Below are 12,361 nucleotides of genomic sequence, written 5' to 3'. Positions count from 1 at the left end.
ATGTACCGGATCGTTCTTGGGAAAGTTTCTGTTTTAAGCGCAGGTGCATTGCCTGCCGCACTGAGTGAGCAAGCGCCGCAAGGTGCTCGCCGTGCGCGCTGGCTGGCCGGTCGCGTGCTGCTTTCCCATACCCTTTCGCCATTACCGGACATCGTATATGGCGAGCAAGGAAAACCGGCCTTTTCTGCTGACACGCCGCTGTGGTTCAATCTCAGCCACAGCGGTGATGATATCGCCCTGCTGCTCAGCGACGAAGGGGAAGTCGGCTGCGATATAGAAGTCGTTCGCCCGCGCGATAACTGGCAAACGCTGGCAAATACGGTATTCAGTCTTGGTGAACATGCCGAAGTCGAGGCCGAACGCCCGGAACAACAGTTGGCGGCGTTCTGGCGCATCTGGACGCGTAAAGAAGCGATCGTGAAGCAGCGCGGCGGCAGTGCCTGGCAAATCGTCAGCGTCGACAGTACCGCGTTAACTTCCTCACTCTCCGTCAGCCAGTGCCAGCTCGATACCCTGAGCCTGGCGGTGTGCACCCCCACGCCGTTTACCCTGACCGCAGACGCCGTGCAGCGCCTGGAAGCCTTAGCGTAAATTTTCCGGAAAGTTTTTCGGCAGCTCGCTCGCCGCACAGGCAATAACGTCATCGTTGTTCGCGCCGCAGTCACGTACGAAAGTGATGGTCGCGAACTCATCAATCACCTCGGTGGGATACGCCGGGCCGGTATCGCGGTACGACATCATTAGCGGAATATGGTCATTCTGGAAGCAGACCGTTTTTTCCGGATTATTGATCACCCAGCGAGGGAAAAAGATGGTGCCGTGAAAGAGTTTGTCACCCAGGTTTACGATCAGGCTGACGTCGGTCCCGGTCGGTTCGGTCCATGAAATTTTATAAACGCTCTCCCCGACCCGCACAATATAGGCCCGCTGATCTTTCACCCAACGATTTCCCACAATACCGCTGTGAATGCGGTAATCCAGGGTAGTGTCGTTTTTCACGTAGATCTCGTAATTCCAGCCATTATCGTAGGTATAGACCAGATGTTTGCCAACAAATCCGCTTAAATCATGTTTATCAAACGCGCTCATATTCGTTCTCCTCTTACTTGATGTGAGGATCTTAACGCTTCAAAAATTGGATGAATAACGCTATGTTTGCATCAAATTCATTCAATTATTAGATGAGTTATGCACAAAACAACCCTCGAGCAGTGGGCCCTATTGGAGAAAGTGGTGGAGCTGGGCAGCTTCGCTAAAGCGGCGGAAGAGACCAACCGTAGCCAGTCTTCGGTAAGCTACAATCTGGCACTGTTACAGGAGCGACTTGGCGTAACGCTGCTGACCCCGGAAGGCCGCAAGGCTGTCCTGACCCCGGCCGGAGAGCTATTGCTCAATCAGGTCAAACCGTTACTGAAGGCCTTTTTATGGGTGGAAACCCGGGCCGCAACGTTACAAAACGGTACGCGAACGCGGCTGGATTTGATGGTAGATAGTATCTTCCCACGCAAACGCCTGTTTGCCATTCTCAAACAGTTTCAGCAGGCCTGGCCGCAAACGCAGGTGCGTCTGACCGAAGTCCTGGAGAATGGTGATGCTCGACTGGCAGCACATGCCGATGCGGACGTAATGGTCCTGACCCGGCGTCAGGATGTCACCGGACGCGGCGAATGGCTGATGAATATTGACTTCGTGGCCGTGGCCCACCGCGATCACCCACTCTGCATGCTGGATGCGCCGCTGAATGAAGACGCATTACGCGCCTGGCCGCTGATTCGCATTGCCGATCGCGATAACCCACAACAACCGGCGCGTGATGCCTGGACCTTCTCGACCATTGATGCCGCGATTGATGCGGTGATGTATCAGGTCGGTTACGGCTGGCTGCCCGAGGAACGTATTCAGACGCAGCTTGATCAGGGGCTTTTACGCCCACTGCCGTTAAGCCATGGTGCTCGTCGCGCCACGCCTTTGCATCTGATCGTTAAAGATACTCTCGCTCCGCTGGATGAACAGGTCAGTACCCTCCTGCGTTTATTGCGAGAGCATTAACCTTTTCCCCGGATGCCGGACGTGTGTTACAAAATACGCTATTCCCCTTACCCCCTGTGCGCCAACGCGCCACATGAAAGGTTAACTGCAGATGCAACGAGTCACCATTACCCTCGATGACGATTTACTGGAAACGCTCGACGGCCTGAGTCAGCGCCGTGGCTACAACAACCGTTCCGAAGCGATCCGCGATATTCTGCGTGGCGCACTGGCGCAGGAAACTACCCTTGAACACGGCACTCAGGGCTTCGCGGTGCTCTCGTATGTTTATGAGCATGAGAAGCGTGATCTGGCCAGCCGTATTGTTTCTACCCAACACCACCACCACGATTTATCGGTCGCCACGCTGCACGTGCACATCAACCATGACGACTGCCTGGAAATCGCCGTGCTAAAAGGCGACATGGGCGATGTACAGCATTTTGCCGATGACGTGATTTCCCAGCGCGGCGTGCGCCACGGCCATCTACAGTGCCTGCCGAAAGAAGAGTAATTGCCTGTTTCGTTGCCGGATGCCGGATGGCGGCTACGCCTTATCCGGCCTACGTCCGTTATACTTTGTAGGCCAGGTAAGCGAAGCGCCCCGGCAATAATGATTACGCCATCGTACCAATCGTCTTTCTGAAACGCAGCAGTGCTATCAGGAAGAACGCGCTGCCAATCGCCAGCAGCGTCAGAAACTGCGGCCAGACAATGCTAAACCCGGCGCCGCGGTAAAGTATCGCCTGCGCGAGACTGACGAAATGGGTAGTCGGCATGGTCAGCATAATGTCCTGCACCGCCTGCGGCATGCTTTCACGCGGTGTGGAGCCACCTGAGAGCATCTGTAACGGCAGCAGCACCAGAATCATCAGCAGCCCCAACTGCGGCATGGAGCGCGCCAGCGTGCCCATAAAAATGCCGATCGAGGTGGTGGCGAACAGGCTCAGCGCCACGCCCAGCATAAACAACGGTATCGAACCTTCAATCGGCACCCCGAGCACGCCTTTTACCATCAGCATCAGCGACAGACCGGAAACCACCAGCACCACCAGCCCCATCGACCAGATTTTTGCCATCATGATCTCAAACGGCGTCACCGGCATCACCAGCAGATGTTCAATGGTCCCGTGCTCGCGTTCGCGGATCAACGCCGAACCGGTCAGCACAATCGCCAACATAGTGATGTTGTTGATAATCGCCATCACCGCGCCAAAGCGGGCGGGTTCCAGATTAGGGTTAAAGCGCATGCGCATTTCCAGCGCCACCGGCGGCTCATTGTTATCGCGGTAACGCGCCACAAAGCTGTTCACCTCGCCGCTGATAATATTCTGGATATAGCTGTTGCCGGTAAACGCCTGGCTCATGCGCGTGGCATCGACGTTAACCTGTATATCCGGTTGTCGTCCGGCCAGCACATCACGCTGAAAATCAGGCGGAATGTTTACGGCGAAGGTATAGCGCCCGGCGTCCAGCCCGGCATCCATTTCATCGGCAGTGATCATCTCCGGCGGTAAAAACCACGGGCGATAAAAGCTGTTCACAATCCGATTCGACAACTGCGACTGGTCCATATCGGCAATAGCAATCGGTGCCAGATGCAGCGAACCCGGCAGGACGGTCGCGGAAGAATAAACCGAAATCGTGAAGGCGAAGACGATCAGCGTCAGCATCGCTTTGTCACCCAGCAGGCTGCGCAACTCTTTGATGCCGAGGTTATAAATATTGCGTAATCGGCGCATCACCCCTCCTGTTTTTTCAGCAGTAATACGCTCAGACCAATCACCACCGGAATGGCTACCGCCAGCGGAATAAACAGCTGCCAGAGATCGGTCAGATCCAACGCTTTAGAGAACGTTCCGCGCGCGATGGTCAGAAAATGGCTGGTCGGATAAATTTCACCAATCCACCGGCCCGGCCCTTCCAGCGAGGCAACTGGATCGATCATTCCGGAAAACTGCGTCGCCGGGATCAATGTAATAATCGCCGTACCAAAAATGGCCGCGATCTGGCTTTTCATAAACGTGGAGATTAACAGCCCCAGCCCGGTGGCAATGGTGACGTACAGCAGCGCAGCCAGCGTCAGGGTCACAAAGCTCCCCTTATGCGGAACGCCGAATACAAACACCGACAGCGCGCACAACAGCAGGAAATTCAGCATGCCCAGCACGATGTACGGCAACTGTTTGCCGAGTAAAAACTCGCTGCGGGTCGTGGGCGTAACGTACAGATTGATAATCGACCCCAGCTCTTTCTCACGCACCACGCTGAGGGCGCTGAGCATGGAAGGGATCATCATCAACAGCAGTGGGATCACTGCCGGAACAATCGCCGGCAGGCTCTTCACATCCGGGTTGTAACGATAGCGAGTTTCAATGGTCATCAGCCCGTTTTGCCCGCTGGCATTTGGCTGGCGCGCCATCACATCCTGCAGCCAGGTCTGGTGCATCGCCTGCACGTAACCCCTGACCGTTTCAGCGCGGCTTGGCATTGCGCCATCGACCCAGACGCCAATCTTCACCGGCGTTCCACGCGCGATGTCGCGGCCAAAATTTGGCGGAATTTCAATTGCTACCGCAACTTCGCCAGAACGCATCCGTTTGTCCAGCTCGTCATAACTGGTGAGCGGCGGTTGTTCGATAAAATAGCGCGATCCCGCCAGATTCAGCGTCCACGCCTGGCTGCTGACGGTCTGGTCGCGGTCGAGCACCGAAAAACGCAGGTTTTCCACATCCATGCTGATGCCGTAGCCCATGATAAGCATCAGGATCACCGTGCCCATCAGCGCCAGCGTGGAGCGTACCGGATCGCGCCGTAGTTCCAGCGCTTCACGGCGGCTGTAGCTGAATAAGCGCCGCAGGCTAAAACCTTGCCGCGGCGGCTTACTGTTTTCATGCACTGTCGGGACATTGGCTGGCGCTAACTGAGTTTCCGGCGCCGGGCCTGCCGCTTCCTGCAACCAGGAGATAAACGCCTCTTCCAGACTGGCAGCTCCACGCTGTTTCACCAGTTCCTGCGGCGTACCGCTGGCCAGTACTTTTCCGGCGTGCATCAGCGACATGCGGTCGCAGCGCTCCGCTTCGTTCATAAAGTGGGTGGAGATAAAAATGGTCACTTTGTCCTGGCGCGACAGGTCGACCATCAGTTGCCAGAACATATCCCTCGCAACCGGATCGACCCCGGAGGTCGGTTCATCAAGAATGAGCATCTCCGGGCGATGGATCACCGCCACCGCCAGCGACAGGCGTTGACGGATCCCCAACGGCAGCGCACCGGGCAGCGCATCTTCGACATCGGTCAGCGAAAAGCGCTCGCTCATCTCCTGCACCCGCCCAGGGATTTCTGCTTCGGGGATATGGAACAGCCGCGCATGTAGTTCGAGGTTTTGCCGGACGGTCAGCTCGCTGTAAAGCGAAAATGCCTGCGACATATAGCCTACCCGGCGGCGGGTATCGATATTTTTCGGATCAACCGCTTGCCCAAACAGCCACGCCTCGCCTTCGCTTGCGGGCAGCAGTCCGGTGAGCATTTTCATGGTGGTGGATTTACCGCAGCCGTTGGAGCCGAGAAAACCGAAGATTTCCCCGCGCGGAATGCGGAAGTTAACGTGGTCCACCGCCACAAATTTACCGAAGCGCATGGTCAGGTTTTTCGCCTCGATGGCAATCTCTTCCTGCTCAGCGTGATACGGCGGGATCACTACCGGTTTATGCGCCTGGCGCTGGGCTTCAGGTAACAGCGCGATAAACGCCTGCTCCAGCGTGTTGCTGTTGGTTTGCTCACGTAGCTGCTGCGCGCTCCCGGTGGCTAACACCTCCCCGGCGTTCATCGCCACCAGCCAGTCAAAGCGCTCGGCTTCTTCCATATAAGCGGTCGCAACCAGCACGCTCATGTTGGTCTGCCGCTGACGAATACTGTTAATCAGATCCCAGAACTGGGCACGGGACAGCGGGTCGACCCCGGTGGTGGGTTCATCGAGAATTAACAGTTCCGGGTCGTGGATTAACGCGCAGCACAGCCCCAGCTTTTGCTTCATCCCGCCCGAGAGTTTCCCGGCAGGACGGTCACGAAACGGTGCCAGTCCGGTGCTATTCAGCAGCTCGGTAATCCGCGCCTCACGCTCCGCTTTGTCATGCCCAAACAAGCGGGCAAAGAAATCGACGTTCTCATATACCGACAGCGTGTGATACAGGTTTTTCCCCAGCCCCTGCGGCATCCAGGCAATGCGCGGGCAGACATCCCGGCGATATTTTGGGTCGCGCATATCGCCGCCCAGCACCATCACGTTGCCGTGTTCAATGACCCGCGCGCCGGAGATGAGCGACAACAGGCTCGATTTTCCGACACCATCCGGGCCAATCAACCCCACCATACAGCGGGCAGGGATATCCAGCGTGATATTGTTCAGCGCTACCGTTTTCCCGTAATGCTGACTCACGCCGTCAAGGTGCGCCACGGGAGGAACGGGAACCAGCGCCAGATGCGTCATTGCGGCAACCTCACCACCAGGTCGTCAGGCCAGGCGCGACTTTCATCAACACGCACCCACGCCATGCCCGGCAGACCGGTTTTCACGTACTCCAAATGCTGCTGTAACAGCTCTGGCGGGATACGCGCTTTGACGCGAAACATCAGTTTCAGCCGTTCATCGCTGGTTTCGACCGTTTTCGGCGTGAACTGCGCGACGCTAGCCACAAAGCTGATGGTCGCCGGAATACGCAGATCCGGCGCAGCATCCAGCACCAGCCGCGCTTCTCCGCCAATCTTCAGTAAACCAGCCTGTTCGGTTGGCAAGAAGAACGTCATGTAGACATCGCTGAGATCGACCATATTCAGCACGCGACCGCCTGCGGAAAGCACCTCGCCCGGTTCAGCTACGCGGTACTGTACGCGGCCATCGCGCGGGGCTTTCAACTCGCTGTCATCAATATCAGCCGCAATACGACGTTCGGTAGCCTGCGCGGCTTCTACGCGGGTTTGCGCCTGAATGATACTGGTGCGAGCGGCTTCAATGGCGGCTTTTGCCGCAGAGACCTGCGCCTTTGCGGATTCCAGTGCAGCGCGTGCGCTTTCTGCCGCAGCTCTGTCGTCATCCAGCTGTTGCTCAGACACAGCCCCACGCTGAGATAGCGAACGGGAGCGGACGTGGCGTTTAGAGACCGACTGCAGTTCCGCCTCACGCTGTTTTACCACCGACTGCGCGGCGCGCATTTCACTTTGCCGTTGCTCTAACAACGCCCGCGCTGCCGCCACCGCACTTTCGGCCTCTTTGATTTGGGCTACCGCTTCCAGCCGCTGCTCCTGCAGCACGCGGGTATCCATTTTCGCCAGCACTTCGCCCTGGCGAACGAACTGCCCTTCCGACACGAGGATCGTGTCAATTCGCCCGGCAATCTTGGTGGCAATATCCACTTCGGTAGCTTCAATTCTGCCATTGCTGGCTGCAAACCCCTCCGGTATTCCCGCAGGACGAAGCATCCACCATGCTATCGCGGCCACCACGACCAGAATGCCCGCCACCAACCACATCATATGACGTTTAAACTTATCCATATTCGACCCGCCGTAATCCCTGTTATCAAACGATGCGTGTCACAAAGCCCACTGAACAGCTATTCAGCGGGAGATTCCATCCGGGATAAGAAGGAATGAGAAACAATGGCCAGAGAGCAGACAGGCATGTAAGCAACCTGCGCCGCGAAGGAAGTGAATGATGAAAATGCTGTGATATCGGGTAGTAATGTTGTCATCATCAGCGTTCCTGGCCGGAAATGAAACACGCATACTCATTACTGCTGTCTATTGAATACTAACACCTGGATTCGAGATGTCTATTCGGTTGTAGCAGGTATGTTGCAGGCAAAAAACCGTGCCCGGCAATCCATTTACCGGGCAAATTTCACAAGTGAGCTTTATGTAAAACGCAGCGGGTCCACGCTCAACGTATCGTCTTCGCTTATTCAGACACCAGATCCTGTGCACATGCCCAGGCACTCGACCATGCCCACTGGAAGTTATAGCCACCCAACCAGCCGGTGACGTCCATCACTTCGCCGATAAAATACAGCCCTGGCACTTTGCGGGCTTCCATCGTGCGCGATGACAGCTCGTTGGTATCAACGCCGCCCAACGTGACTTCAGCGGTACGATACCCTTCCGTACCGTTCGGCTGCACCCGCCACTCGGTCAGCGTTTCAACCAGCGTCTGTTGATCGCGCACGTTAAGCTGCTTCAGAGATACGTCAGGAATTTGCCCTAACTGCTGCAAGCATTCCACCAGACGCTTTGGCAACTGCATTGCTAAGGTGTTCTTTAAGCTCTGGTTAGGGTGTGCGCTACGTTGTTCGTCGAGGAAGCTCGCAAGGTCAACATCCGGCAACAAATTAATACTGACAAATTCGCCTGGCTGCCAAAAACTGGAAATCTGCAAAACAGCTGGGCCCGAAAGTCCTCGGTGTGTAAAGAGCAGATTTTCGCGAAATACGGTGCCATCCTCGGCAGTGATAACGGAGGAGACCGACACGCCAGAGAGCACCTGAAGCTGCTCCAGCAGTGGCTTATGCAACGTAAAGGGCACCAGTCCCGCGCGCGTTGGCAACACCTTCAGACCAAACTGTTCGGCAATTTTATAACCAAACGGCGTTGCCCCCAGACCCGGCATGGAAAGCCCACCGGAAGCGATAACCAGTTTTTTCGTGCCGACCGTCATGCCATTCAGTTCGAGGGTGAAACCTTCATCATCCTGCACCACGCTCAGGACTTCGCTCCGTAACCGCATAGTTACGTTACCTTTTTCACACTCGTCTACCAGCATATCGACAATTTGCTGAGCGGAATCATCGCAGAACAGCTGACCCAGCGTTTTTTCGTGCCAGGCAATACCGTGTTTGCCCACCAGGTCGATAAAATCCCACTGCGTATAGCGTGCCAGTGCCGATTTGCAAAAATGGGGGTTTTGGCTCAAATAGGCGGCCGGTTCGACATAAAGATTGGTAAAGTTGCAGCGTCCCCCGCCAGACATGAGAATCTTGCGTCCTGGCTTTTTACCATTATCAATAAGCAGTACTCGACTACCTGCTTGTCCTGCCTGCGCGGCACAAAACATACCCGCTGCGCCAGCGCCTATAATAACGGTATCAAACCTTTCCACGTTGCGATCCTCTCTAAAAAGCGGGTGTGAATTGTAAAGATTCCTCAGTGGTCGCACCAGCACCAAACTACCGATAAAGGGTATTTAACTGAAATATATAGGATAATTCTTTAGTGGTGTAAAACAAAGCAGGAGACAAATCAAAAAAACTCTATATTTCACTTTGCCCGCGCCGCCAAAGTCACTGATAATGCGCCGCGTTCATGTCCTCAAAATGGCGTAACGTCCTATGCTACATTTGTTTGCTGGCCTGGATTTACATACCGGGCTTTTACTATTGCTTGCTCTGGCTTTTGTGCTGTTCTACGAAGCAATTAACGGCTTCCATGACACAGCCAATGCTGTCGCAACCGTGATCTATACCCGTGCAATGCGTTCGCAATTGGCGGTGGTCATGGCTGCGTTGTTCAACTTCTTTGGTGTTTTGCTGGGTGGTCTCAGCGTGGCGTATGCCATCGTGCATATGCTACCAACGGATCTGCTGCTTAATATGGGATCGTCACATGGCCTTGCCATGGTGTTCTCCATGCTGCTGGCGGCAATTATCTGGAACCTGGGTACCTGGTACTTTGGTTTACCTGCATCCAGCTCCCACACGCTGATTGGCGCCATTATCGGTATTGGTTTAACCAATGCACTGATGACCGGCACCTCGGTGGTGGACGCACTTAACATTCCGAAAGTTATCGGTATTTTTGCTTCGCTTATCATCTCGCCAATTGTTGGTCTGGTGGTTGCAGGCGGTCTTATTTTCATTCTGCGTCGTTACTGGAGCGGTACAAAAAAACGTGCCCGTATCCACCTGACGCCAGCAGAACGTGAAAAGAAAGATGGCAAGAAAAAGCCGCCGTTCTGGACCCGTATTGCACTGATCCTCTCCGCTATCGGCGTAGCGTTCTCTCATGGCGCTAACGACGGGCAGAAAGGCATTGGTCTGGTGATGCTGGTGCTGATTGGCGTAGCGCCTGCAGGCTTCGTGGTGAATATGAATGCTTCCGGTTACGAGATTACCCGTACCCGTGATGCAATCAATAACGTCGAAGTCTTCTTCCAGCAGCGCCCTGACCTGCTTAAACAGGCCACAGGCGTAGACCAGCTGATTCCGTCCCCGACGGACGCGGCACCCGCGACGACGACAGAGTTCCATTGCCACCCGGCGAATACCATCAACGCGCTGGAACGTGCGAAAGGTATGCTGGCGAACCTGGAAACCTACGACAAGTTAAGCGTCGAACAGCGTGGTCAGCTGCGCCGTATTATGCTGTGCATCTCTGATACCACCGATAAAGTGGTTAAGCTGCCTGGCGTAAGCGCTGACGATCAGCGTCTGCTGAAAAAACTGAAAGCTGACATGCTGAGCACCATTGAGTACGCGCCTATCTGGATCATTATGGCCGTCGCACTGGCGCTGGGTATTGGTACGATGATTGGCTGGCGTCGCGTTGCCACCACCATCGGCGAGAAAATCGGTAAGAAAGGCATGACTTATGCCCAGGGGATGTCGGCGCAGATGACCGCCGCAGTCTCTATCGGTCTCGCCAGCTACACCGGTATGCCCGTTTCCACCACCCACGTTCTCTCTTCTTCCGTTGCGGGGACGATGGTTGTTGATGGCGGCGGATTGCAGCGTAAAACGGTAACCAGCATTCTGATGGCCTGGGTCTTCACCCTGCCGGCTGCGATTATTCTTTCCGGGGTGCTGTACTGGCTCTCCCTGAAGCTTATCTAAGCGAATGCACGGTAAAAAAGCGGGTCAGGAAGCTGACCCGCTTTTTTTGTATCTGTTGTTGGCATCAGTGCCAGATAATCAGCGCAACCATGCTGATTAGCACCAGGCCGCATAGCGCGCTGGTGAGAATGAACTGACCGCGAACCCGCTCACAGCGGCGAATAAATTCATCATCATGATGATCGCGGTAACGCTGAGCGTAGATATACCACACCAGACGCATCTGCTTGTTCGGTTGCCCATGCGAGGTAAAAAAGCCCCCTCCATCTACATACTGGTAAAGTAATGGATCGCAACCACGAAGTACCACTAACAGTGCGCGTAGCGAAGAAAAATAGCGCGCCATATTAACAATGCAAACGACACATAAAGCCCAGAATAATGCAATGGTGCTTATCATACCTCCTCCCCGGCGACCCGCCCACGGAACTCCTTTCCGGGACTACCGCTCCCCGATACCCTGCCAAACCATTCAATGAAGAGTGCAGCCGAAACCGTTCGTGTTAGTATCACGCATCCGAACGCCTCTTTAGATAGTGTAGGAGATTAGTTAATTTTTTTGCCATAAGGTTAATCGCTATCAATGCAATTAACTAAAAAATTTGTTTAACTATTTGGCAAGCAAGGCGGATTGACGGATTATCCTGGTCGCTATAATGTAAGGATAGTCCTTATATGGTACGTTTTTACGACTGGGCTAGCCCCGCGCACAAGGTTCGCAGGACGCGGATGACGCGGCGGCATATAACGCCAGCAGGCTAGTCATCGACAACTTATGGAAGGAGTAACACTATGGCTTATAAACACATTCTTATCGCGGTTGATCTTTCTCCGGAAAGCAAAGTTCTGGTTGAAAAAGCGGTTTCTATGGCGCGACCTTACAATGCTAAAGTCTCCCTTATCCACGTTGACGTAAACTATTCCGACCTGTACACCGGGCTCATCGACGTGAATCTGGGCGACATGCAGAAACGCATTTCTGAAGAAACCCACCACGCGTTAACCGAGCTGTCCACCAATGCAGGCTACCCTATCACCGAAACCCTGAGCGGTAGCGGCGACCTGGGTCAGGTTCTGGTTGATGCCATCAAAAAATACGACATGGATCTGGTCGTCTGTGGTCACCACCAGGATTTCTGGAGCAAACTGATGTCCTCCGCGCGCCAACTGATCAACACCGTCCACGTCGACATGTTGATTGTTCCGCTGCGTGACGACGAAGAAGCATAAAATGCTTGCCGCCGGAAGTTAACCCGGCCCACTGCAAGTCGTTAAGCCTGTAAACGCCCGCCTTCGCGGGCGTTTTTGTTTTTATCATTCGGTCACAATTAGTACATCAATCCAACAAACAAATCATAATTAGTGTGATCAACTAATTGGATCGAAAACTATCTCTATAATACTCTACCCTTGCGGCCAATAACCGCAGTCTATAACAAAATAAGACTTTTTCG

The 12,361-nt window shown here is 54.5% G+C and carries 11 protein-coding genes; 5 read left to right on the top strand and 6 right to left on the bottom strand.

Annotated elements, in window-relative coordinates:
- A complete protein-coding gene (gene acpT / locus LY264_RS01240; RefSeq protein ID WP_048227439.1) occupies positions 1-591 on the top strand; it encodes a 4'-phosphopantetheinyl transferase AcpT in 591 nt (196 codons plus the stop codon).
- Here acpT and LY264_RS01235 read toward each other — a convergent pair.
- Entirely contained in the window at positions 583-1,089 is a 507-nt protein-coding gene (locus LY264_RS01235; RefSeq protein ID WP_048215363.1) for a phenolic acid decarboxylase, read from the bottom strand. The genes acpT and LY264_RS01235 overlap by 9 nt on opposite strands.
- Positions 1,090-1,188: 99 nt before the next feature.
- Here LY264_RS01235 and LY264_RS01230 point away from each other — a divergent pair, with 99 nt between their 5' ends.
- Together LY264_RS01230 and nikR are read left to right on the top strand one after the other, a co-directional pair.
- Positions 1,189-2,049 (top strand): LysR family transcriptional regulator, encoded by an 861-nt coding sequence (locus LY264_RS01230; RefSeq protein ID WP_048227440.1) that lies wholly within the window; start codon positions 1,189-1,191, stop codon positions 2,047-2,049.
- A 91-nt stretch (positions 2,050-2,140) separates the two neighbouring features.
- Positions 2,141-2,542: a nickel-responsive transcriptional regulator NikR gene (gene nikR / locus LY264_RS01220; protein ID WP_003827507.1), complete on the top strand. Its 402-nt coding sequence runs from the start codon at positions 2,141-2,143 to the stop codon at positions 2,540-2,542.
- Between the two features lie 103 nt (positions 2,543-2,645).
- Here nikR and LY264_RS01215 read toward each other — a convergent pair whose 3' ends face one another.
- From LY264_RS01215 to LY264_RS01200, 4 genes are all read right to left on the bottom strand, one after another.
- On the bottom strand, positions 2,646-3,770 hold the full coding sequence (locus LY264_RS01215; RefSeq protein WP_020996068.1) for an ABC transporter permease: 1,125 nt from the start codon (positions 3,768-3,770) through the stop codon (positions 2,646-2,648).
- On the bottom strand, positions 3,770-6,517 hold the full coding sequence (gene rbbA / locus LY264_RS01210; RefSeq protein WP_048227441.1) for a ribosome-associated ATPase/putative transporter RbbA: 2,748 nt from the start codon (positions 6,515-6,517) through the stop codon (positions 3,770-3,772). Before rbbA ends, LY264_RS01215 begins: the two co-directional genes overlap by 1 nt.
- Complete coding sequence (locus tag LY264_RS01205; protein WP_048227442.1) at positions 6,514-7,581, bottom strand: HlyD family secretion protein; 1,068 nt, start codon at positions 7,579-7,581, stop codon at positions 6,514-6,516. Before LY264_RS01205 ends, rbbA begins: the two co-directional genes overlap by 4 nt.
- Before the next feature lie 403 nt (positions 7,582-7,984).
- A complete protein-coding gene (locus tag LY264_RS01200) occupies positions 7,985-9,178 on the bottom strand; it encodes a BaiN/RdsA family NAD(P)/FAD-dependent oxidoreductase (protein WP_008786394.1) in 1,194 nt (397 codons plus the stop codon).
- Positions 9,179-9,407: 229 nt separating this feature from the next.
- Between LY264_RS01200 and pitA the strand changes: the two genes are divergently transcribed.
- Positions 9,408-10,907 (top strand): inorganic phosphate transporter PitA, encoded by a 1,500-nt coding sequence (gene pitA, locus LY264_RS01195; protein WP_003827471.1) that lies wholly within the window; start codon positions 9,408-9,410, stop codon positions 10,905-10,907.
- Positions 10,908-10,971: 64 nt separating this feature from the next.
- Here pitA and uspB read toward each other — a convergent pair whose 3' ends face one another.
- Complete coding sequence (gene uspB / locus LY264_RS01190) at positions 10,972-11,307, bottom strand: universal stress protein UspB (RefSeq protein WP_003023371.1); 336 nt, start codon at positions 11,305-11,307, stop codon at positions 10,972-10,974.
- Positions 11,308-11,699: 392 nt separating this feature from the next.
- Between uspB and uspA the strand changes: the two genes are divergently transcribed.
- Entirely contained in the window at positions 11,700-12,137 is a 438-nt protein-coding gene (gene uspA, locus LY264_RS01185; RefSeq protein WP_003023368.1) for a universal stress protein UspA, read from the top strand.
- The last annotated feature ends 224 nt before the right edge of the window (positions 12,138-12,361 follow it).

Origin of the sequence: Citrobacter portucalensis, assembly GCF_023374935.1 — a bacterium.
Classification (GTDB): Bacteria; Pseudomonadota; Gammaproteobacteria; order Enterobacterales; family Enterobacteriaceae; genus Citrobacter; species Citrobacter portucalensis.
This window is presented reverse-complemented; position numbering and strand designations above follow the sequence as displayed.